Origin of the sequence: Desulfosporosinus cupriresistens (genome assembly GCF_001707885.1) — a bacterium.
In the GTDB taxonomy this organism is placed as follows: Bacteria; Bacillota; Desulfitobacteriia; order Desulfitobacteriales; family Desulfitobacteriaceae; genus Desulfosporosinus.
Map to the genome: position 1 here is coordinate 1 of NZ_MASS01000008.1, position 22,931 is coordinate 22,931.

The following is a 22,931-nucleotide window of genomic DNA, read 5'->3' on the forward strand; positions in this document are numbered from 1 at the left end:
GATAACATAGGGAGAAATTCGGAATGAGGGCACATGTCGAAAAGCGTTCAAAGAACCGTTACACTATCGTTATTGACAAGGGACGTAACGCTGACGGAGAGAGGGATAGAGATTATATCCCGACTGAGATCACAAATAAACGCAAAGCCGAAGAGGAAGCAGATCGGATACTCCTCGAATATCGAAATGGGACCTACATTCCACCATCTACCTTAACCTTTAGTGAATACCTGGACGTGTGGCTGAAGGATTATGGCTCACAAAAACTCGGTGACAGAACTTATGAATTTTATGACTCAATGTTCCGATTACACACAAAGCCACAATTAGGCTCAAATCCCCTTGACCAGCTTATGCCCCTTCACTTACAAAGGTATTATAACTGCTTACGTACCGAGGGCAGAAAAGACGGTAAGCCGGGAGGTCTATCTGAATCAACGGTCTTTAAACATCACTGCATTCTCCATAAAGTCTTAAAGACAGCCGTAAAATGGAAAATGATTCGGGAGAACCCTGCCGATTTTGTTGAGATTCCGATGCGACCGGATTCCGATGTTGCATCTTATTACGAGCCAGACCAAGCAGTTGCCATGCTGGAATGTGCCAAAAATGAACCTATAGACAAATATGCTATGGTTTCAATTGCGGTTTATGGAGGCACCCGCCGTGGTGAAAACCATTGGCCTACGACGACAAGACATTGACTGGGATGACAGTATCCTCAGGATAAGGCAAACAGTTCAATATACCAAGGAAAAAGGTATCTTCATCAAAGGAACTAAAAGCAAAAAGGGTATACGTGACATCAAAGTACCAGAGTTAGTTATGGATGCACTGCGAATCCACCTATCAAATCAACAAAAACTTAGAGACGAATTAGGAACCGATTACATCGATAACAATTTAGTTTTTTGCCAGGATGACGGCAAGCCTATGTTCCCAGATACTATCACGAGCTGGTTCCAGAAATTTCTTAAAAACCACGATCTGCCAAAAATACGTTTTCACGATTTACGCCATACCAACATTACAATCATGATTGCCAATAAAGTTCCCGACAACGAGATTGCACGTAGAGCCGGTCACGCGGATCCTGCCACTTCCAAACGTCTCTATGGACACGTATATGCCAGTATGAAAGATGAAGCAGCGAGTGCCATCGAGAATGCCTTAAAACCTATTACAAAAAAAGAACCCGAGCCAGCGCAACCTATTCCAACAAGTGCTAAAATTATTACCTTTCCTAAGAAAAACCTTGCCTAAGATTCTTCAAATAATGAGCCATCGTTATGGATTGTAAGGACTGGAATGACTGTAAATGCTAAAGATAAACAGACTGCACTAGAATTAGCACAAGAATTTTGGAATGTTTCCGAGGGCAAATTAAATTTTTCATGCAAGGCTGTTGCCGATGGTATTTCTTTAGCCAGACTTTTTTAAGTCTATCTACACCATGTAAAGGTTTTGCCACAATTTTGTTGACAGCTTGCCACTAATTTTCAAAGCCGAAATGATAATCAAGGAATGGAAGAAGAAAGGTTGGCTTCTTTGTATCGAACAATCCCGAGATGCTTCAGATTTTTTTTATACTCGTCCTTAAGGATCGTATTCTACCTACACCCATTCCTAATGACAGTATTCCATAAATGGTCCTGTGCCCGGAAGGCTGAACCGTAATATTCAATACATTACCTTGAATAAAAATTCATCTCCAAAATAGGCCTTTAGAGATGAATTTTTGTGTTGAATGGTGGTTAATGTACATTTGGGCGACGATTTGGCGACGATTTGTAAAAACAGACCTATTCTCATAAAAAACAAAATCCCGCAATCTCTTGCGGGAGTAGTGTTTGTGTGGAGCCGATGGTCGGAATCGAACCGACGACCTGCTCATTACGAGTGAGCTGCTCTACCTCTGAGCCACATCGGCATTTCACGGACGATAGTAATCTTACTCTATTTTTGCCTTTTCGTCAAATATTTTTTTCCATCTTCATTATTATTTTTTCACTATAGCTAAAAGTCGGTGTTTATCTGACCCTTTGTGGAAATAATACCCTTTCAAGGGGGAGTGAAATGCTAAGTAGACGTGATTTCTTAAAATTAGTCGTTAAAGGAGCTATTCTTGGTAACTTTTATCAGCTCATTACCCCTCCTCTAGCACAAGCAGTAGCAGCAGGTGAAGTTAATAAACTTCCGGTGGTGATGATTGAGACAGGCACCTGTACTGGGGACAGTATCTCCCTTGATAATATTTGGACACCTACTTTTTCTGATATCCTCTCAAACATTACTGATTGGCGCTACGATTGGAGTATGATGCAAGTTCAGGGGGATGCCGCCTATCAAGTTCTTCAAGAAACATACGAAACGATGCCCAACGAATATATTCTCATCGTGCAAGGCGCTATGATTCAACGTGACGGTGGTCATTATAATCATGTTGCTTATGATAATGGTAAACTAATTACAGGACTGGATCTTGTTCGTCGGATTGCGCTTAAAGCAAAATACGTCGTTGCCATTGGGAGCTGTGCAACATACGGCGGCCCGCCTTCCGGTTACCCTAACCCAAGCCAGGCAACGGGCGTACAAAACATCCTTCCTGAACGGAGGGTCATTAACGTTTCCGGATGTCCCGCTCATCCGGATTGGATTATGGGGACTCTACTTCATTTAGCCTTATATGGTGAACCTGAACTTGAAAAATATGGACGGCCCAAACTATTTTATGGAGAAACCGTCCATAACAACTGCCCTCGCCGACGTTATTATGACCAAGGGATTTTTGCCACAGAGATCGGACAGAAGGAATGCCTTTTTCGTGTTGGCTGTAAAGGACCGGTTACCTATGCCGACTGCCCGGTCCGCCGTTGGAATGACCGTTTCAATTGGCCAATCGGCTGTAATTCGCCTTGTATAGGGTGTACTGAACCTGGTTACCCCGATTTAATGTCACCATTTACTGCTCACTCACCCGACATTCCTTTTCCTGGTGGGACAAAAGTTGCTACAGACAAAATTGGACTTGGAGTCTTAGGAGTGACATCCGTAGCTATTGTTGGACATATTGCCACGTCCCTATCTAAAGGACGCATTCAAAAAAATCTACTAAGATCTACCGTCAAGGTTAAACATCGACCTTCCCTTAAAAAGGTTAAAACCTTCCATCAGTATCGATTAAAGAAAAAACCCAGGTAACTTTGAAAAAAACTAGCTGGCATGTGCCAAACAAGGAGTGACTATTCTGGAGAAGAAAACGATCTTTCCTGTATCTCGAATTCACAATCCCATGTTATTGGAGGCTTGGCTTGAAGACGGTGAAATAAAAGATGCTTTTATTTCAGATACGCTTTATCGAGGGTTCGAACAAATTCTAATTGGACGTTCTGCCATGGATATGCCTTATTATACTCAACGTATTTGTGGCATATGTTCATCTGCTCATGCTGTAACAGCCTCGCTGGCGATAGAAAAGGCTTTAGGGATGAACGTCCCCCCCAATGGGCTCTTAATTCGGAATCTGATTCTGGCCAGTGATCTAATCCAGAACCATCTTCGTCACCTTTATCTATATGCCCTGCCAGACTATTTTCGTGGCCCAGATATTGCTCCATTTATTCCTCATTCAGAATCAGACCTACGTTTATCCAGCAAAGAGAATATAACTCTGACTGATCACTATTTCAAGGCTATCGATATTTCTCGTGTTGCCCATGCTGCTTTTGCAGTTTTTGGAGGCAAGGCTCCTCATGGCCATGGGCTTGTTCCCGGTGGTGCCACTATGGAGGTTGATGCCGATAAGGTGAATCGGTATTGTGGGTATCTGATGGAGATCATAAGATTTATAGATGATGTCTTGCTCCCTGATATTGTACTGATTAAGGAGCGCTATCCCGAGTACATTGACCTGGGTAAAGGGGTAGGGAATTATATGTCTGTAGGAGGGTTTCCAAATGCAGAAGGAAGTACACTTTTTTCCCATGGTGTAATCCTTGAAGGGAAACGAGAAGGCTTTGACGAAAAACAAGTAACGGAAGATGTTACAAATGCTTGGTATAAACCTCATGGTCCTCTACATCCCATGGAAGAGGATACAATCCCCGACCGCAGCCAAGCCAAAGGATACACCTGGGTTAAATCTCCTCGTTACCGCGGTCAACCTGTAGAAGTAGGCCCTTTGGCACGGGCTATTATTAACAAAGAAGAGGTTATCGGTCATGGCGCAATCGCTCGGCTATGGGCACGTGCACTTGAAACTAAGAAAATCGCCAAAACCGCTCTAGATTGGCTCAATCGTCTGGAGCCTGGGGCGGAGACGCTTGATACAAAAATAGGACAGGATTCTGGGGTAGGAATCGGGCTTCATGAAGTCATGCGCGGGAGCTTAGGGCATTGGGTAGCTGTAGAGAACCGGCGAGTTAAGCACTACCAAATCGTTACGCCTTCTGCTATAAATTTTGGTGCACGTGATGAAAAAGGAACCCGCAGCGTCGGGGAATCATCTCTACTCGGCTTAAAAATACAATCCGAGGAGCTTAAAGAAGCTGGCCGAGTCATTCGCTCCTATGATCCTTGCTTCTCTTGTAGTGTTCATCTTATTGACGGAGAAAATTTACGCACCTTAAAAATACCCGTCTAATCAAGAATTCATCGGATATAGGACACCTACTTCAAGTGAAGTTTCAACTCCATCTGAAGTTCAGTTGAACTTATCGAGGGGCTTAGCGTCACTTGTCTCGCGCTTAAGAAATACAAGTCCTTGTGGCGGTTAGTCATCGGATAAATCTTTTTTGGGGCACGGTAAAACATGAAACAACGACATGTAAAAATCAGAAAAGCTGTCATAAGACAACTTAAACAGGGAAACATAAAGGGAAAGACTATTCCATTTCAGCCAATTTGGGTTAGAGTTTTTCATTGGGGCTTCGCTGCTAGTCTAACTGTACTCATTTTGACTGGCCTTGAATTACACAAACCCGCAAGCTTCTTAGCCTTAAACTATGGGAAAGTTTTTATAGCTCATATCGCCTCAGCCTGGTTTGCATCGGGATTTATGACCATACGCATTGCAGATGCTCTGCTCAGGCAAGATTATTCTCTAATCCCAAGAATTAATGACTTTAAGCGATTTCCAAAACTCATGGCCTATTATTTCTTCCTTCGGTCTACTCCTCCACCAAGCAGAAAATATAATAGCGGGCAGCTTTTGATCTATTTTTCATGGGTACTTCTTTTTCTGATAGCAAGTCTACTCGGCTTAGCCTCTTATTGGCAAGGGAAACATCTTATTTGGGTTTGGCGGTTGGTGGGAGGTTTTCAAGTCCTCCGTTGGATAAAATTTACCATTAGCATCTATTTTATGGCGACAATCCCTGTCCACATTTATTTAAGTCTAACTGAAGATATCAGCCGTCTTCAGGCCATGATCACTGGCTACGAGCGGAAACCCCCACCAAATAACAGCTAGTAAAAATTTTCCTCGTATAAAATGATACTTTTTACTTTAAGTTTGGGTATAATGGGGGGTAGAGTTTATACACGGAAGGGACGATATGTTTTGACATTACATATTCATTTTGTTGGAATAAAAGGTACCGGGATGAGTGCTTTAGCTCAAATCAGCGCTCAAATCGAAGATGCGATCATTACCGGATCTGATGTCGAAGAAAGTTTTTACACAGACAGTGTCCTAAAACGTGCCCAAATTCCCGTTTTGAGTTTCTCGCCTAGCAACGTAGAAAACGTGGACTTAGTGGTCACCTCTGCAGCCTATACAAATCAACATCCAGAGATTGCTCGAGCTATGGAACTAAATATTCCAGTCTTGACTTATCCCCAATATCTCGGGCGCTTACTTTCCAAAAAACGTGGCATATCCGTAACTGGGACTCATGGTAAAACTACGACGACCGCGATGATAGGTCTGGTCATGCTCCAAGCCGAATTAGATCCAACCATCGTTGTCGGCAGTGACGTCCCTAGTATTGGTGGAAATGCTCACTCCGGAAAAGGGGAATTTTTCTTAGCAGAGTCCTGTGAATATCGACGCCATTTTCTTAATTACTCTCCTGAGCACTTGATTATAACCAATATCGAATTTGATCATCCCGATTATTTTAATGACCTGGAAGATGTTATTTCAGCGTTTGCTGAATTGGCAAAAAAAGTACCTACACACGGACATATATACATTTGGTCCGAAGAGCCGAGCCTACAATCCATTATAGGATCTGCACCGATTACAACCTTTGGCCTCTCCGAATCTGCGGATGTTCGGGCAACAGAGATCGTATTCAAAGACGAAAGAAGTTCTATGAAAATTATGCTTAAAGGGCAATATGTTGGTGATCTAGCTCTTAATGTCTCAGGCAGACATAATATTATTAATGCCTTAGCAACGATTGCGGTATGCCATGAGATTGGTATCCCCATTGAACAAATCTTAAGTAGCTTGAGCCTGTTCAGTGGGACGAAACGTCGCTTTGAGCATATTGGCAGTAACCAAAATGGCGCTTTAGTCGTTGATGACTATGCACACCATCCGACAGAAATCCGTACTACTTTAGAAGGCGCCCGACTCTCCTTCCCTGATCGCCGCATCCGCGCCATTTTTCAACCCCATACTTTTAGCCGAACTGAGAAGCTCTTACTAGAATTTTCGCAAGCTTTTCAAGGAGCGGATGAAGTTGTTATTGCTGACATTTTCTCCTCAGCCCGTGAACAGGAACATCACACCGTTTCTCCCGTTACCTTAGCCACGTTGATCCAACAACAAGGCATTCAGGCTAGTTACATTGGGACATTGGATGAAATTAAAGTTTATCTTACCGAAACAATTGCCCCCGAAGATCTTGTCCTTACTTTAGGAGCAGGAGATATTTATAAAGTCGGATTAGGAATTGTCGGTTAAATTACTGTAATCCCAAAGAAAAAGGGTTAGCCATTATTTAATGGCTGACCCTTTTTCTTTGGATTGAACTGCCCGCATTCCTGCTAGAATCTCATTCCAGCTTTGACAGCGTATTATACCCGATGGGAGTTGCTTATCTTGGTTATAACTGGCATTCAGTAATAATACCGGCACTCCGCATTCAGCGATCGCCTTAGCATTCACTTGATAATCCTCGATAAAAACCTCAATTCCCCATTGCCTAACTAAATCCACTTTACTTTTAAACCCTGAGAAAAGAACACGTTCGTGTTCATGAGGAATTTCATGCTTACTAAGCCACCGCACTGTGATTTCTTTCTCTTCAGGTGTTCGAGCTGTAACATAAATAACCTCATGCCCCTCTCTGAGAAGGGATTCAATCCCTTCTTTAGCGCCGGGAACAGGATTAGGCGTCATAAGCAAGCGTTCCACATTACCCACAAAAAAGTTGTTCATATCATCACTCGGAACATCAAAAACTAAATGCAATTGATAATCGGTGATGACCGTAATGTTCTTTCCATAGTGCAGATTCAATTCTTGCAACCAAACTGGGTAACTATCGGAAACAACGCCGTCAATATCTACTCCAATTCGCACGTCAGTCCAACCTCTCAAGTTTAGGAAGTTCAAGACTGGGAGGAAGATTGCGTTTATGTTCACTCTGACGATGTAAGGTTTCGATGCGTTCTTTTTCCTCAGGCGGGACCTCTTCTCCCAATAAGTAACGATCAATCAAATCATAGGTTAGCCCCATCTCTGATTCGTCCGTCTGTCCCGGCCATAATCCTGCTGTAGGAACACGGGTAGCAATGTTCACAGGAAGTCCCAACATCCTCGCCCAAGCGCGCACCTCTGTTTTGGTGAGCGAACTAATCGGCAAGAGATCCACACCGCCGTCGCCATATTTAGTAAAATACCCGGTATAACTCTCGGGGGCATTATCTGTACCTACCACAACATAATTCAGAGCATTTGCGACGGTATACAACGTGGACATACGTAAACGAGCCTTTAAATTTCCTTGGCTCATTTTTTCTCCCACTAAATTGCATCCTTGATTTTCCAGACCTCTCTTGACCTGTTCAAATATCTTCGTATGGACATCACTTAAGTCCACTTCCAAAGGTCTTAAATCATAGCCTTCAGCAACCCAAAATGCATCCTCTTTATCTTCTGGATTAGAATGACTAGGCATAATCACTGCGATACAATTATCCGGAAATGCTTGTTGACAAAGCCCTGCAACCACAGCAGAATCAACTCCCCCGGAGATCCCAACCACTACACCTTTTGCATTTGCCTCAGTGACCTTTTCACGCAACCAGTCGACTGCTTGATTAATACGCTCTGTTAATTGATCATCTGTCCACATCTTTACTCAACCTCCTAATTATAATTTGCTTGCTTTAATATCTTTATGGATCGTTAAGAGTAACTGTTGTTTCAATTCAAAGAGATTAGTTGATAAATCGACAATATAGCGGTGTGGATTCGTTAAGCGTTTAACTTCATCCCAGAAAGTATCTAATTCCTTTCTAGCATAGGTCTGAATATCTTTGAGCTTTGGCAATTCACAAACCCGCTTTCCGCCTCTAAATACTGGAATTAAAAGTTCTCGCGTCCGAAAGTTTGTTAGGGTTTTTCGTTTCCACGTTTGAATGGGATCGAAAATAGTTAGAGGTTTTCCCTCGACGAACACTTCATCTTCTAGAGCAATGAGATCCGCCATTGATTTTCCAGCTTGATCGTAAAAACGTACTATTTTTTTTATTCCCGGGTTTGTGATCTTGGATATATTTTCAGAGACCTTTAAACGAGGATGAAAAACACCCTGCTCTCCCTCCGCTGCCAGTTTGTATACTCCTCCTAATGAGGGGCTATCTTTAGAGGTAATGAGATGGGTACCGACGCCCCAAGCATCAATTTTCGCCCCTTGAGCACGGACGGCGAAGATAGTCTCTTCGTCTAAATCATTAGACCCTACGATAATCGCATTCTTGAGTCCTGCTTCGTCGAGCATACGACGAGCTTCTCTGGACAAATATGTTAAATCCCCACTATCTAAACGTATTCCTTGAAAATGATGCCCTTCTGCTTCCAGCTCAAGCCCGACCTTAATAGCATTGGGGACACCAGATTCAAGTGCGCTGTAGGTATCCACCAACAACAAGCAGCTATCTGGAAAAGTACGTGCAAATGCTCGAAATGCCTCCAATTCCGATGGGAAACACTGAATCCAGCTATGAGCCTGGGTTCCTGAAACGGGTATACCATAACGTTCTCCTGCCAAAACATTTGACGTAGATTGACATCCTCCGATAAAAGCGGCTCGTGCTCCCAGAATTCCCGCATCTGGTCCCTGCGCTCTTCGCAAACCAAATTCCATAACCGAAGCCCCGTCTGCCGCTGCCATCACACGAGAAGCTTTCGTTGCAATCAAGGTCTCAAAGTTAACCAAATTCAAAATAGCCGTCTCAAGAAGCTGCGTCTCAAAAATGCGCCCCTTGACCCGAATAAGTGGTTCAAAGGGAAAAACTGACGTCCCTTCCGGAACCGCATCTATGTCACCTGTAAAACGGAAGTTACGCAGTTCTTCGATGAAATCCTCATTAAAAAGATTCAGACTTCTTAAATACACCAAATTCTCTTCACTAAACGTTAGATTTTCAATATATTCTACGACCTGTTCAAGCCCTGCAGCTAGAGCATACCCCCCCTGAAACGGAAGTGTGCGAAAGAAAACATCAAATACGGCTTCCTTATGCTGATATCCGTTGACTAAATGACCCTGCATCATCGTTAATTGATAAAGATCTGTTAACATTGTTAGATTTTCCATTGATCAATAGCCTCGCTTCACACTCACACTCCATAGTTTGAATTAATTAACTCTTAATCTATAGCATGTAATATCTTAATAAAATCATGCGTGAGAATTTCGACCTTTCAGTCAGTATTTCCTTCTTTTAATACAAAATAAAAACCTAAAGTGAAATTTCCCGAAGTTAAGAACTTAAAAGACTGCACTCCAAAAAATTTCTCAATGAGTTATCCACAGGTTATGTCCACTTATTCATTGTCTAACAAGGTTTATCCACGTCAAAAACCGATTTATTTTGATATTGTCCACAAACTTATCCACATTATGCACAGTTTTTTCAACATTCACAGTTTCTTAAGTCTAAATACACAGTGTGACACAAGTCCTATCAATCCGCACTAGACAGCGCACATGAAATGTGCCGTCCTCCCAACATTTCGTTCCCCGACCTCAGCCTAGGACGCAGTGTAACACAAGTCCCTCACACAAGTCCCTCACACAAGTCCCTTCATTAATTCCCAACTAACCTTGATTCCCTCAGCAACAGTTTCTGGCGAAGGACCTCCAGTGATCCTTCGAGCTCGGACGCAATGCTCAATCCCGATGGATTCAAACAGATCCTCATCAAAAATAGGGGAAAGCTCCTGATATTCACTTAAACTCAACTCTTCCAACCCAATTCCCTTTTTACTACAGTGTAATACGATCCGACCGACTAACTCATGAGCTTCACGGAAAGGTACCCCTTTCTTAGCCATATAGTCTGCAAGATCCGTTGCATTAGTAAACCCACCTTTAGCTCCATAAGCCATCGTATCCTTGTGTACTTGCATCGTTCTCAGCATCGGTTCTACCACCAACAAAGACTTTTGAATCGTATCCACCGCATCAAAGACCTGTTCTTTGTCTTCTTGCATATCTTTGTTATAAGCGAGTGGAAGCCCTTTCATAACGGTCAAGAGAGCAACCAGATCACCATATACCCGTCCCGTTTTTCCTCTCACCAGTTCTGCCACATCAGGGTTTTTCTTTTGCGGCATGATACTTGAGCCTGTGGAATACCCATCATCCATGGAGATAAATTGAAATTCCCCACTGGACCAAATAACAAGTTCCTCACATAAACGGCTAAGATGCATCATAAGGATGGATGCGGCTGCTAAAAATTCCAAGGCAAAATCCCGATCACTCACCCCATCTAAGCTGTTTAAGGTCACCCCATCAAAACCCAGTTCCTGAGCCACTTTAGCACGATCAAGAGGGAACGTCGTTCCGGCCATAGCCCCTGATCCAAGCGGAGAACTATTTAAACGTTTCCGTGTATCTTTAAGTCGACCGAGATCACGCAAAAACATTTGCACATAGGCCATTAAATGATGGGCCAACGTGATCGGCTGTGCCTTTTGTAAATGCGTATATCCGGGCATCCAGGTTTCAAGATGCTCTTCCGCTAAATGAAGAAGCGTTTGCAGCAACTGCTCCACTAAATTCTTAGTTTGGTCAATCTCCTCCCTCAAATAGAGTCTTAGATCCAAGGCAACTTGGTCATTCCGGCTACGTCCCGTATGTAGTTTCTTTCCAACTGGTCCAATTCGCTCAGTTAAAAGCTTCTCAACATTCATGTGGATATCTTCAGCACCAATCTCGAACTCCACATTTCCTGCCTGAATATCTTCTAAAATTTCTCTAAGTCCTTCAATTAGATGTTTTGCTTCATCCTCAGAGATAACCCCAACACTACCGAGCATTCTAGCATGGGCGATACTCCCTAGGATATCTTGTTTGTACAAGCGTTGGTCGAAGCGAATTGAGGAATGAAAATCTTCCACCAATGCATCCGTAGTCTTTTCAAAACGTCCTCCCCAGAGTTTCACGTTGCATCTTCCTTTCATTCGTTGCTTTTTGTATCTTTGTACGTCTTCTCTATCTTTTATACCTTTAATTCAGCTAACTGTCTAGGCGAAACAGGGGGACGGATCTCTTATCTGAACTTATTCCGTAGAAGCAATTCAAAAATTGCCCCTACAAGTTATGCTTTCTGACTATATAAAAGAAAGCGCCGGATATCGGCGCTGGCTAATCTTCGCTCTTATTTACGCAACCCTGACTGTTTCTCCATTAAAGCTCTTACTTTTAATGGTAACCCAAAGAGATTAATAAATCCGCCCGCATCCTTTTGATCATATACGCCGTCTTCACCGAACGTTGCGAACGCTTCATTATAGAGCGAATAGGGGGATTTTACACCCGCTAATGTACAATTACCTTTGTATAATTTCACTCGTACCGTACCTGTAACGTTTTTCTGGGTCACATCGACAAAGGCATCTAAAGCTTCACGAAGCGGGGAATACCATACTCCATCATAAACAATTTCCGCATACTTTAAGGCTATTTGTTCTTTGTAATGGAGCGTAAGACGATCCAGTGTAAGATGTTCTAACGCCTGATGAGCCATATAAAGAATTGTTCCGCCCGGTGTCTCATAGACGCCACGCGATTTCATCCCAACGAGGCGGTTTTCTACCATATCGACAATTCCGATCCCGTTTTTTCCACCCATTTCGTTGAGGGTTTCCAATAAAGCTACAGGAGCGATCGTCTTACCATCTAAAGTTGTGGGCACCCCTTGTTCAAACCCAAGTTCGAGGTAAATCGCCTCATCGGGCGCATCCTCTGGGGAAACACCCAGTAAATAAAGGTCACGAATCGGTTCATTCCACGGATCTTCCAAGTCCCCACCCTCATGGCTTAAATGCCATAGGTTGCGGTCCATGCTATAAGGACGATCTTTGGTCACTGGGACAGGAATTCCACGTGCTTCAGCATAGTCGATGCAATCTTCTCGGGACTTGAGATCCCAAATCCGCCAGGGAGCAATAATCTCCAAATCGGGATTAAGTGCTTTAACACTCACTTCAAAGCGAACCTGGTCATTTCCTTTGCCCGTTGCGCCATGAGCTATCGCAACGGCACCTTCCTGCTCAGCAATTTCCACTAAACGACGAGCAATCAGAGGACGGGCAAAGGAAGTCCCTAAGAGATACTTTCCTTCATAAACTGCTCCGGCCTTTAAAGTCGGAAAGATAAACTTCGTGATAAATTCTTCTCTCAGATCTTCGATATACAGTTTGCTTGCCCCACTTTTGGTGGCCTTTTCCTGAAGGGGGGCCAACTCTTCCCCTTGCCCGAGATCTGCTGCCATGGCAATTACGTCATACCCATAAGTTTCCTTAAGCCAGGGAATAATAATAGAAGTATCCAACCCACCGGAATAGGCCAAAACGACTTTTTTCATTGTCCGATCTCCCTTTTTTCCTTGTATTAATATCGTCGTGTTAATCTACTGATTATAGTACACACTTAACCTAAAAACTATTTGTTTTGACTCAAATCCTTCGATTTAAGATGCATGCAAGTTGGAAATGATCCTGGACTTGCCTTCTGCCTAGATCACTAACGCCATAATCGCTTTCTGAGCATGCAGACGATTTTCTGCTTCATCAAATACTACAGATTGAGGCCCTTCAATTACTTCATCTGTAATTTCCTCTCCACGATGAGCTGGAAGGCAATGCATAACGATGGCGGATTGGTCTGCTCGTTTCATTACATCTGAATTGATTTGATACCCTTCAAAAGCCGTCATACGCACTTTTGCTTCTTCTTCTTGACCCATGCTGGCCCAAACATCCGTATAAAGCACATCTGCACCTTTAACAGCTTCTAAAGGATCATCAATCACTTCTACAGAACCGCCGTTTTCTTTGGCATCCGCCTGGGCCAAGGCAACAACCGACGGATCCGGCTTGTACCCCTGAGGAGAAGCTATAACTACATTCAATCCCATCTTCGCTCCGCCAAACAGCAGCGAATGAGCCATGTTGTTCCCATCTCCAATGTAGGCTAGCTTCAAGCCCGCTAAACGACCTTTATACTCTTGAATGGTCATGAGATCTGCCAGAACCTGACAGGGATGAAGCAAGTCAGTCAATCCATTAATAATCGGAATCGTAGCAAACTTGGCCAAGTCTAAGACTTCTTGATGACTAAAGGTCCTTATCATAATTCCATCGACCATTCGAGAAAGAGTACGCGCCGTGTCAGCAATCGTTTCTCCTCTTCCCAATTGGATATCCCGACCGCTAAGAAAGAGCGCATGCCCCCCGAGTTGGTACATTCCTACCTCGAAGGAAACCCGGGTCCGTGTAGAGGACTTCGTAAAAATCATCCCCAAGGTCTTGCCTTGAAGAATTGTATGGGGCCGTCCGGCTTTTTGTTCTGCTTTAATTTCTCTAGCTACATCTAAAATGCAACTTAATTCATCTTGAGAAAAATCATGAAGCGATATAAAGTCCCGTCCTTTAAATATTGATCGCTCTATTGTTTTCATGTTCACCCATCCCTTCGTTATGTATTATTATACTTTTCGGTGTATAATAATACAATACTTAAAATCACTTTTTTCACATGGTTAGGATTATACCATAACCAAATTTCATAAAATTCCACCTCTATTAGCTAGGACATACAGTTATATTTCTTGAATCTTACTTAGTATACAATGCTGCAAAAGTACCTTCAAGCCATAAGCTTCAAGAATCTGTCAAGTTATGAGATGAAAGCAGATCTAAAATCTGGTATAATATAAGAATTAAGGAAAGTTCGATCCATGACCCTTGATTTGACACCCACAGTCACATCATAATTACTTTATTCAAACAAGTCTTTACCTCGATTGAGGGATAGCATTCTTTCACAACCAACAGTTTTAGCGAAACCAAGAAACCAGAACTATTCAGACTTCCTGGTTTCTTACAGTAGAATAATGGGAGTGATTTTATGCCCTTATCACAAGGTGAAGGAAAAGAATATTCATATTCCGATTATCTCACTTGGCAGGAAGATGAAAGATGGGAGATTACCTTTCAGCTTAACCCTGCAAAGTCTATCCTACGCCATTTTGTGTAAGATTATCGATGGATGATGAAAAAGAAAATGAGAATACTAAAAGAGTCGTTGAGCCGGATATTACTATGGTCGCCCAGAGATATATACCGAGGATGACAAGATAAGAGGCTCTATTCTTACTGATCTTATTGTTGATTTGAAACCAGTATTTGAGGGTGTTTAGGGAGGAATGCACATGACCTTGACCTGGTCCGAACGTATTAAATTGGCTTGGACAACATTTAAGAGAGAAGCTCTCCCCTTGTATGGCTGGTCCTTTATTTTCTTAGGCATTGGTGTTGTTCTAATAGTTGCCACGGTTATGAGTGTTATAGCCCAATTGCGCCAATTTGGCTGGGCTTTTCCTCATGGCAATGGTAGCTCATTTTCATCTGGGATGCCTGTCCCCGGGATACCTCCAACTCCAGATTTAAGTCCCTTTGTTGGTCCGTTCGGATCATCAAATCTAGGTCCCTTTAACTTCTTCGGCGGGCCATTGAGTAGTTTACCCAATCTTCTATCGGCTGCTGGAAGCGTAGCCGGAATTTTTTTGCTGATACTTATTGTCGGTTGGTTATTCGGATCCGCTTTTTATACTGGACTATTCAACTTGACCGCTAAGGCCTATAGAGAAGAAAAGGTAACTTTCAAAGATTTTAAGTTTAAGGGTTTTTTCCGTATCCTTGGCTGGCAAGGTTTTCTTCTTCTGATCAAGCTGCTCCTCCTAATCATTGGGCTGTTCGGCGCCTATACCTTGAGCCACTCTCACTACACGCTCGTGGCTTTCTTAATTGTTTACGGGCTTTTTATTACTGCTATCGGCTTATATGCATTACCCTGGCTTATCACATCTACCATATACCTCTTGGCTCACAGCAACGAAGGATTTTGGGATGCGCTGAGAGGCAGTTGGAGATTCTTCCAGAGGCACCTGGGGATACTTTGGGGATACATTGGAACCGTTATTCTGATTGAAATCGCACTGCAAATTATTGGCCGAATTTCACATGCCCTCACAGGAATAGCCTCCCTTGTAGTCAGTCCCTTTATTGCAGTCTTAGCGATTGTTTGGGTAATGTCAATTGAAGAGGAACCGCAACTCTATTCAACCGCTTATTCGGCCATGCCTTACCAAGAAGCACAAGTAACACAAGAAACAATAAATACTCCACCGTCCTCTGAATCATTAGCCATAGATTCCCCCTCACCCGAAACTGAGGAACCCAAGATTGACTTACATAAGTCAGAACCAGAGCCTTCGCCTCCTACTCCCTCCCCTGAAGATTCACCCCGATATTGTCCTTCTTGCGGAAGGGCTAATACGGGTACAGCCTATTGCCCACAATGTGGGACAAAGCTCTAACCTGATCACAATAAAAACTCCTGCTCGACAAATCGTCCGGCAGGAGTTTTTTCTACAATAATTAGCGCCCAGTCTTTTCATCCAAAGCAAATGGGAGTTTCTTAGCGTGTGTTAATCACGATAGTCTCCAGTGGAGACTATCGCTGAAGCCGCATCCTACAACAAACACTATCGCCGATGTAGGATGCTAGAAAGACTTCAGCCCTATAAACTCCTCTACAGCTCCAAATACTCCTGCAACGAAAGCACCTGGGGAGTGGTTTGGCTCCGTATCTCTTGTAACGCTCGGACAACCGCTTTCGCGGTATCCATTGACGTAAAGCAGGGAACCTTGTGTTCTGCTGCTAGCCTTCTCAATAAATAGCCTGTAAGTTCAGGGGTTTTGCCTTTAGTAGGCGTACTAAGTATAAAGGCAAATTCTCGATGTCGAACAGCTTCTCGAAGAGCTTCGCTGGACTCACTCACCTCTTCAACTTTCACCCCGCACAAGGCTAGGGCCTTGGCAGTGTCGCCTGTCCCTTTGACACCAAACCCCAGCTGAGCTAGTTGTCGAGCTAAGGTAATCGCCTCTGGGCGGTCCTTTTCACCCACCGATACCAAAATATTTCCCTCATTCGGAAGTGGAATATGAGAGGCAGCAAAAGCTTTCGCCAAAGCGTGCCCGAATTGAGTGTCCATCCCCAAAACCTCACCGGTCGATTTCATTTCAGGTCCCAGCGATGTTTCGACTTTGGTCAACTTTTCAAAGGAAAAAACCGGGGCTTTAACTACGACAAACGGTACCTCAGGTGCAAGGCCCCGCGTATAACCTAAATCTTTCAAGGTTTTCCCAAGGGATACTTGAACCGCCAGGTTAACTAGGGGGATCGCCGTGACTTTGGAAAGAATCGGCACTGTGCGACTTGCCCTGGGGTTGACTTCAAGCACATACACCTTGCCTCGAACGACTACAAATTGGATATTGATAAGTCCTTTGATGCCGCTTCCTTCGGCAATACGACAGGTGAAGTCTTGAATCTGATCGATTTCAGCTGGTGTTAAACTTTGCGGCGGATATACCGCCAAGCTATCCCCCGAGTGGACTCCCGCCCGCTCAATATGCTCCATAATACCCGCTATCACAGTGGTTTCTCCGTCTGAGACGGCATCGATTTCAACTTCTTTACCTTCCAGGTACCTATCCACCAAAATCGGATGTTCAGGGGATAAGTGGATCGCCCGCCTCAAATAGTCTTCCAGCTCATTTATATTCTCCACCACTTGCATAGCACGTCCTCCGATAACGTAAGAAGGGCGAACGATAACCGGAAATTCGAGTTCCTCTGCAACTCTTTGAGCCTGCTCTACAGCCGTAACGCTTCGCCCTTCGGATTGAGGAATTCCTAAATGGCTTAACAGCTGAGCAAAACGTTCCCGATCCTCTGCCATATCGATCGCGTCGACTTGGGTACCTAAAATTCGAACTCCGGCACGATTCAGTGGCCCTGCCAAATTAATAGCCGTTTGTCCTCCAAATTGAACCAATACTCCATCAGCCTTCTCTTTATTCAACACATGAAGCACATCTTCCAACGTCAAAGGCTCAAAATACAATTTGTCCGCTGTATCAAAATCCGTCGATACCGTTTCTGGGTTATTATTGACCATAATAGATTCTACACCTGCTTCTTGCAAAGCCGTAAGGGCATGGACGGAGCAATAGTCAAATTCGATCCCTTGCCCGATTCGGATAGGTCCGGAACCTAAGACAACGACTTTAGAACCGGTGCCAGTCAACACCTCATCCTCTTCTTCATAGCTAGAATAGTAATAAGGCGTTGATGAGGCAAACTCTGCTGCACACGTATCCACGGTCTTATAAACAGGAACAATTCCATCAGCCAAGCGCATATTACGAACCATTTCTTCCGAACGCCCCGTTAATTTGGCAATGGCTAAGTCAGAGAATCCTTGGGCTTTAGCGAAATGCAATAACTCCGTCGTTAACGACTCACTTTGCAACCGCTGTTCAAGTAGAACCAAGTCTTTGATTTTAAATAGGTAAAAGGGGTCTATCTGAGTGAGCATTTGTACTTCGATAATTGTCCAATCCCGTCGGAACGCTTCAGCGATTGCAAAAAAACGTTCATGATCCGTGATGGACAGCTTGTCTTCGATCTCCATCTCGGTCCAGCCTCCAGAGGCTGCAATCCGAAGACCTACACTGCCAATTTCTAAAGAACGCGCGGCTTTAAGCAGCGCCGCTTCTAATGTTCGTTCCATGGCCATCACCTCTCCGGTCGCTTTCATTTGCGTACCGAGACGATGATCTGCGGCTGGAAACTTATCGAAAGGCCAACGAGGGAACTTGACAACCACATAGTCAAGGGCTGGCTCAAAACAAGCGCTGGTATTTCCGGTAACCGGGTTTGTCAACTCTGGAAGGGTAAATCCTACGGACAGAAGTGCCGCCATTTTGGCAATTGGATATCCGGTCGCTTTCGAAGCGAGCGCACTTGAGCGGCTTACTCGAGGATTTACTTCAATCACAACATATTCTCGGCTTACTGGATTTAAAGCAAATTGAACATTACAGCCACCGTTAACCCCCAAGGCTCGAATAATCTTTAAGGATGACGCCCTAAGCATCTGATATTCAACATCACTTAACGTTTGTGACGGGGCAACGACGATACTATCCCCAGTGTGAATTCCCACGGGATCAATATTTTCCATGTTGCAAATCGTAATACAGTTATCAGCGGCATCCCGCATGACTTCATATTCAATTTCCTTCCAACCTGCCACACTTCGCTCCACAAGGCATTGTCCAATCGGGCTGGCCTGCAACCCTCTTGGTAAAATTTCTTCTAAGTTTTTGGCGTTTTTTACAATTCCTCCGCCCGTCCCTCCAAGCGTGTAAGCTGGGCGAATAATTAACGGAAATCCCTGTTTTTCGGCGAAGAGCTCCCCCTCTTCCAATGTTGTCACAATGATACTCTCGGCTACAGGTTCTCCGAGTGAGAGCATCGTTTCTTTAAACGCATCGCGATCTTCTGCTTTGTAAATCGTTTCAGCATCACAGCCAATGAGGTCCACGTCATAACGCTTTAAGACCCCGCTATGGACAAGTTCCATAGCCAGATTAAGTCCTGTTTGCCCACCTAGAGTGGGTAACAGAGCATCTGGGCGTTCTTTGCTGATAATCCCCTCTAAATACTCAGGCAACAAAGGTTCAATATAGGTAATCTCAGCTGTTTTTACATCCGTCATGATGGTTGCGGGATTACTGTTGACCAGGACGACTTCAATCCCCACTTCACGAAGGGCCTTACACGCTTGGGTCCCGGCATAATCAAATTCTGCGGCTTGCCCAATCACAATCGGACCGGACCCGATGACCAGGACCTTTTTCCACGCCGGGTTAAGAGGCATTATTAGCCCTCCATTCCTGCATTAATTGCGCAAACTCGTCAAAAAGATAAAGGGATTCGCTCGGTCCTGGTCCAGCCTCTGGGTGGTATTGAACTGAAAATACAGGAAAATCCCGATGTTTAACTCCTTCGACGCTTTGATCATTGAGGTTGCGGTGGGTGATGTGCAAGGGAGTCTGATCCAAGCTTTCTTCGGCAATAGCATAACCGTGATTTTGGGAGGTAATCGTCACTCTTTTGGATTGAAGATCTTGGACCGGTTGATTTCCACCCCGATGCCCAAACTTCATCTTATACGTGTCCCCTCCCAAAGCGAGTGACAAAAGTTGATGCCCAAGGCAAATACCGAAAATGGGTCGTTTGCCCATCAAACCTCGAATCGTTTCGATTCCCACTCCAACCTCCTTAGGGTCTCCTGGCCCATTGGACAGAAAGACGCCATCTGGCTGTAGAGCTATGATCTGCTCTGCCGAGGCACTATGCGGAACGACTGTCAGACGGAACCCACTTTCTTGCATCGCCTGCAAAATGTTTTTCTTAATTCCAAAATCAATGACCACAACATGAAACGGATCTTTTTCGGCTTGAGCAGGAGGTAAGGTGTAGATTTTCGGGGTACTGACCTTAGCCACAACATCTGCTGGAACCAGCCATTCTTTCAACTTTGGAATCAATTCATTTAGGTTCTCAGTCTCAGTTGTAATAACCCCACGCAAAACACCGTGTTCCCGGATAATCCGCGTCAAAGCACGAGTATCGATCCCTTTAATACCGACAACTCCGGCTTGAGCCAATGTCCTCGAGAGATTCTTCTCCATCTGCCAATGACTAGGATTACGTGCAGCCTCTTTCACGATAAACCCCTGAACCTGGGCCTTTTCCGATTGGTCATCTAGTCTGTTTATCCCGTAATTTCCAATGAGAGGATAAGTCATGCATACCATTTGTCCGGCATAAGAGGGGTCAGTCAGAACCTCTTGATAGCCCGTCATACCTGTATTGAAAACCACTTCTCCAAAGGCCTCTCCTGTTGCTCCAAAAGACTCTCCCATTAAAACTTTCCCAGTCTCAAGTACGAGTGCTGCTTTCATTTCATCCCTCCTCGGGAAAAATCCTTCTTCATTATGAAATCCCCTATATCTCTTGCCATTAGTTTTTTACCAAGCCCTGTTGCGATTTTACCCCTGAACCCTGGCTTCCGCCTTCTGACCTCTGGAATTACCAAAGCTCCTGAAAGACTTCATCCAAGATCTCCAAGGCCTTATCCATTTCTGGTTTCTCAACGATGAGCGGGGGAAGGAAACGTAAGGTCTGGCCACCAACACAGTTGATCAGAAGGCCGTTTTGTCTACAAGCTTCTACAATCTCTGGACCCAACTTAGAAACCGGCCATCCTAAAATAAACCCTTGTCCTCGGACAGGGTCACCCGTCTGATACTTCTGGGCCAGTTTCTCAAGTCCTTTTCGAAAATATAAGGACCGTTCTTGAACCCCTGCAAAAAATCCTTCTTCGAGTATCACATCTAAGACGGCGCACCCTGCCGCAGTCGCCAGAGGGTTTCCCCCAAAGGTTGAAGCATGATCACCCGGCTGGAAAGCTTGCGCAACTTCGTCTTTTGCCAACATTGCTCCGATTGGCACCCCACCACCCAAGGCTTTAGCTAAGGTCATAACATCCGGAGCCACTCCACTCCATTCATAGGCAAAGAGTTTCCCGGTCCGACCAATGCCGCACTGCACCTCATCAAAAATCAACAAGGCTCCATATTGGTCACACAAAACACGCGCTGCTTGGAGAAACGCTGTCTCAGCCGGAATTACTCCCCCTTCACCCTGAATAGGCTCGATGAAGACTGCTGCAGTATTTTCATTGACCTTAGATCTTAAGTCCTCGATATCATTCAAGGCGGCATAAGAGAATCCTACAGGAAGAGGATCATACCCTTCCTGATATTTTGTTTGTCCTGTAAGGGTGAGAGTTGCCAAGGTCCGTCCATGAAATGAATTCTTGAACGAGACTACTTCGCATTTGTGCGCCCCAAAGTTTTTCTTAGCATATTTCCGAGCAAGCTTGATCGCCGACTCATTGGCCTCTGCCCCGCTGTTGCAAAAGAATACTTTATCGGCGAAAGAATGTTTCACTAAGCGCTCCGCTAAAGCGACTTGATTCGGTATCCAGTATAGATTTGAAGTGTGCAGAATTTCTGTGGCCTGTTCTTGCACAGCATGGACAATCGCCGGATGGCTATGCCCAAGTGAGTTGACCGCTAGGCCCGTCAGGAAATCCAAATAACGTTTTTCTTCAGAATCCCACACCCATACGCCATCCCCTTTGACCATCGTCATAGCTAGGCGGCCATAGGTATTCATTACTACATTTTTTCCGCGTTCAATGATTTCTTCAGTTGATATGCCTTCTAACATCTCTTTATACCCCCCATATTCGATGTTCGTTGTTCGATAGTCGTTGCAGTTTACTATTTACCGTTTACCGTTTACCGTTTATCATGCGAACCACGTACAACGAACAACCACGATTACGCAAACATTGTTCCAATGCCCCCATCGGTAAACAATTCAAGTAAAATAGCATGGCTTAATCGACCGTCTAGGATATGCACACTTCCAACGCCACTCTCTAAAGCCGAGACTGCACATTCTACTTTGGGCAGCATTCCACCGTTTAAAATTCCTTGATCCGCCAGTGTTGCCACTTCCCCTCTGGAAATCGTAGAAATGAGAGAGTTTGGATCTGTTACATCGCGTAGTATTCCTCGCACATCAGTCAACAGAAGCAGCTTATCGGCCTGCAATGCCTCCGCTATTTTTCCAGCAACCGTGTCCGCATTCACATTATACGTTTCCCCATTTTCTCCACTGGCAACTGGAGAAATAACGGGGATATATCCCTGTCCCAGTAAGGTGTGCAAAATATCGGGTGTGACGCTTTGGATTTCTCCAACATAACCCAGGTCAATATCTTCCATCTTGCCTTGGCTATTCGCCATCTGCATGGGTTTCTTAGCTGCTATGAGTAGTTGTGCGTCTTTACCGGATAAACCGACACCCTTCCCTCCAAAGCGATTGAGGAGAGAGACCATCTCGGTGTTCAACTTCCCTAATAAAACCATTTGCGCGATCTCCATAGTTTGCGCATCAGTGACTCTTAATCCCCGTACAAATTGGCTTTCAATCCCAACCTTCTTCAGCATGGCATTGATCTCCGGCCCACCGCCATGAACTACTACGGGCCGAATTCCAACCGAATGCAAGAGCAAGACATCCATGATAACCGATTCTTTCAAGACAGGATCAATCATGGCATGGCCACCATACTTAATCACAACCGTCTTGCCTGCAAATTTTTGGATATACGGAAGGGCTTCCACTAAAACCCGAGCTTTGCTTAAGCCCTGTTCTATTGGAGTCATCTTCAACACCTCCACT

General features: G+C 44.3%; 18 protein-coding genes and 1 tRNA gene. 7 read left to right on the forward strand and 12 right to left on the reverse strand.

Translation table 11 applies throughout. The features are described from left to right. Positions 1-23 precede the first annotated feature (23 nt). Together DSBG_RS04620 and DSBG_RS04625 are read left to right on the forward strand one after the other, a co-directional pair. Positions 24-704 carry an N-terminal phage integrase SAM-like domain-containing protein gene (locus tag DSBG_RS04620; RefSeq protein ID WP_068963061.1) on the forward strand — a complete coding sequence of 227 codons (681 nt, stop codon included), beginning with the start codon at positions 24-26 and terminating at the stop codon, positions 702-704. Further along, the gene (locus DSBG_RS04625; protein WP_068963062.1) at positions 667-1,263 is read left to right on the forward strand and encodes a site-specific integrase; all 597 of its coding nucleotides are present in this window, start codon (positions 667-669) and stop codon (positions 1,261-1,263) included. Before DSBG_RS04620 ends, DSBG_RS04625 begins: the two co-directional genes overlap by 38 nt. A gap of 592 nt (positions 1,264-1,855) precedes the next feature. On the opposite strand, the gene DSBG_RS04630 is transcribed toward DSBG_RS04625, so the two are convergent. Next, positions 1,856-1,930 (reverse strand) — tRNA-Thr (locus DSBG_RS04630). 146 nt (positions 1,931-2,076) lie between these two features. Between DSBG_RS04630 and DSBG_RS04635 the strand changes: the two genes are divergently transcribed. The 4 genes from DSBG_RS04635 to murC all read left to right on the forward strand — a co-directional run bounded on the left by DSBG_RS04635 (position 2,077) and on the right by murC (position 6,913). Beyond that, positions 2,077-3,201, forward strand: coding sequence for a hydrogenase small subunit (locus DSBG_RS04635; RefSeq protein ID WP_068963063.1), 1,125 nt, complete (start codon positions 2,077-2,079; stop codon positions 3,199-3,201). A 37-nt stretch (positions 3,202-3,238) separates the two neighbouring features. Continuing rightward, positions 3,239-4,642, forward strand: coding sequence for a nickel-dependent hydrogenase large subunit (locus DSBG_RS04640; protein ID WP_176716169.1), 1,404 nt, complete (start codon positions 3,239-3,241; stop codon positions 4,640-4,642). 168 nt (positions 4,643-4,810) lie between these two features. Beyond that, entirely contained in the window at positions 4,811-5,470 is a 660-nt protein-coding gene (locus DSBG_RS04645; RefSeq protein ID WP_068963064.1) for a cytochrome b/b6 domain-containing protein, read from the forward strand. A 90-nt stretch (positions 5,471-5,560) separates the two neighbouring features. Continuing rightward, entirely contained in the window at positions 5,561-6,913 is a 1,353-nt protein-coding gene (gene murC, locus DSBG_RS04650; RefSeq protein WP_068963065.1) for a UDP-N-acetylmuramate--L-alanine ligase, read from the forward strand. Positions 6,914-6,946: 33 nt separating this feature from the next. Here murC and DSBG_RS04655 read toward each other — a convergent pair whose 3' ends face one another. The 6 genes from DSBG_RS04655 to argF form a co-directional block, all read right to left on the reverse strand. After that, positions 6,947-7,534: a 5' nucleotidase, NT5C type gene (locus tag DSBG_RS04655; RefSeq protein WP_068963066.1), complete on the reverse strand. Its 588-nt coding sequence runs from the start codon at positions 7,532-7,534 to the stop codon at positions 6,947-6,949. Position 7,535: 1 nt separating this feature from the next. Continuing rightward, positions 7,536-8,309: an NAD(+) synthase gene (gene nadE, locus DSBG_RS04660; protein ID WP_009617476.1), complete on the reverse strand. Its 774-nt coding sequence runs from the start codon at positions 8,307-8,309 to the stop codon at positions 7,536-7,538. A gap of 18 nt (positions 8,310-8,327) precedes the next feature. Beyond that, positions 8,328-9,776 (reverse strand): nicotinate phosphoribosyltransferase, encoded by a 1,449-nt coding sequence (locus tag DSBG_RS04665; protein WP_068963067.1) that lies wholly within the window; start codon positions 9,774-9,776, stop codon positions 8,328-8,330. Between the two features lie 476 nt (positions 9,777-10,252). After that, positions 10,253-11,632, reverse strand: a complete 1,380-nt coding sequence (gene argH, locus DSBG_RS04670) for an argininosuccinate lyase (protein WP_068963068.1) — start codon at positions 11,630-11,632, stop codon at positions 10,253-10,255. A gap of 215 nt (positions 11,633-11,847) precedes the next feature. After that, positions 11,848-13,056 (reverse strand): argininosuccinate synthase, encoded by a 1,209-nt coding sequence (locus DSBG_RS04675; protein ID WP_068963069.1) that lies wholly within the window; start codon positions 13,054-13,056, stop codon positions 11,848-11,850. A gap of 150 nt (positions 13,057-13,206) precedes the next feature. Then, on the reverse strand, positions 13,207-14,151 hold the full coding sequence (gene argF / locus DSBG_RS04680) for an ornithine carbamoyltransferase (RefSeq protein ID WP_009617494.1): 945 nt from the start codon (positions 14,149-14,151) through the stop codon (positions 13,207-13,209). A 753-nt stretch (positions 14,152-14,904) separates the two neighbouring features. Here argF and DSBG_RS04685 point away from each other — a divergent pair. Continuing rightward, on the forward strand, positions 14,905-16,071 hold the full coding sequence (locus DSBG_RS04685; protein WP_068963070.1) for a zinc ribbon domain-containing protein: 1,167 nt from the start codon (positions 14,905-14,907) through the stop codon (positions 16,069-16,071). A 216-nt stretch (positions 16,072-16,287) separates the two neighbouring features. Here the strand turns inward: DSBG_RS04685 and carB are convergent, their stop codons facing one another. The 5 genes from carB to argB all read right to left on the reverse strand — a co-directional run bounded on the left by carB (position 16,288) and on the right by argB (position 22,915). After that, positions 16,288-19,485 (reverse strand): carbamoyl-phosphate synthase large subunit, encoded by a 3,198-nt coding sequence (gene carB / locus DSBG_RS04690; RefSeq protein WP_068963071.1) that lies wholly within the window; start codon positions 19,483-19,485, stop codon positions 16,288-16,290. Continuing rightward, positions 19,475-20,575 (reverse strand): glutamine-hydrolyzing carbamoyl-phosphate synthase small subunit, encoded by a 1,101-nt coding sequence (carA, locus tag DSBG_RS04695; protein WP_068963072.1) that lies wholly within the window; start codon positions 20,573-20,575, stop codon positions 19,475-19,477. Before carA ends, carB begins: the two co-directional genes overlap by 11 nt. Beyond that, positions 20,572-20,709 (reverse strand): hypothetical protein, encoded by a 138-nt coding sequence (locus DSBG_RS22870; protein WP_176716170.1) that lies wholly within the window; start codon positions 20,707-20,709, stop codon positions 20,572-20,574. Before DSBG_RS22870 ends, carA begins: the two co-directional genes overlap by 4 nt. Then, the gene (locus DSBG_RS04700) at positions 20,703-21,908 is read right to left on the reverse strand and encodes an acetylornithine transaminase (RefSeq protein WP_068963073.1); all 1,206 of its coding nucleotides are present in this window, start codon (positions 21,906-21,908) and stop codon (positions 20,703-20,705) included. The genes DSBG_RS22870 and DSBG_RS04700 overlap by 7 nt, the downstream gene beginning before the upstream one ends. A gap of 113 nt (positions 21,909-22,021) precedes the next feature. Beyond that, the gene (argB, locus tag DSBG_RS04705) at positions 22,022-22,915 is read right to left on the reverse strand and encodes an acetylglutamate kinase (protein WP_068963074.1); all 894 of its coding nucleotides are present in this window, start codon (positions 22,913-22,915) and stop codon (positions 22,022-22,024) included. Between the last annotated feature and the right edge of the window lie 16 nt (positions 22,916-22,931).

Coding starts and splice junctions, on each gene's coding strand:
- DSBG_RS04620 (WP_068963061.1), top strand. CDS start 24: ATGAGGGCACATGTCGAAAAGCGTTCAAAGAACCGTTACACTATCGTT.
- DSBG_RS04635 (WP_068963063.1), top strand. CDS start 2,077: ATGCTAAGTAGACGTGATTTCTTAAAATTAGTCGTTAAAGGAGCTATT.
- DSBG_RS04645 (WP_068963064.1), top strand. CDS start 4,811: ATGAAACAACGACATGTAAAAATCAGAAAAGCTGTCATAAGACAACTT.
- nadE (WP_009617476.1), bottom strand. CDS start 8,309: ATGTGGACAGATGATCAATTAACAGAGCGTATTAATCAAGCAGTCGAC.
- DSBG_RS04665 (WP_068963067.1), bottom strand. CDS start 9,776: ATGGAAAATCTAACAATGTTAACAGATCTTTATCAATTAACGATGATG.
- DSBG_RS04675 (WP_068963069.1), bottom strand. CDS start 13,056: ATGAAAAAAGTCGTTTTGGCCTATTCCGGTGGGTTGGATACTTCTATT.
- argF (WP_009617494.1), bottom strand. CDS start 14,151: ATGAAAACAATAGAGCGATCAATATTTAAAGGACGGGACTTTATATCG.
- DSBG_RS04685 (WP_068963070.1), top strand. CDS start 14,905: ATGACCTTGACCTGGTCCGAACGTATTAAATTGGCTTGGACAACATTT.
- carB (WP_068963071.1), bottom strand. CDS start 19,485: ATGCCTCTTAACCCGGCGTGGAAAAAGGTCCTGGTCATCGGGTCCGGT.
- carA (WP_068963072.1), bottom strand. CDS start 20,575: ATGAAAGCAGCACTCGTACTTGAGACTGGGAAAGTTTTAATGGGAGAG.
- DSBG_RS04700 (WP_068963073.1), bottom strand. CDS start 21,908: ATGTTAGAAGGCATATCAACTGAAGAAATCATTGAACGCGGAAAAAAT.
- argB (WP_068963074.1), bottom strand. CDS start 22,915: ATGACTCCAATAGAACAGGGCTTAAGCAAAGCTCGGGTTTTAGTGGAA.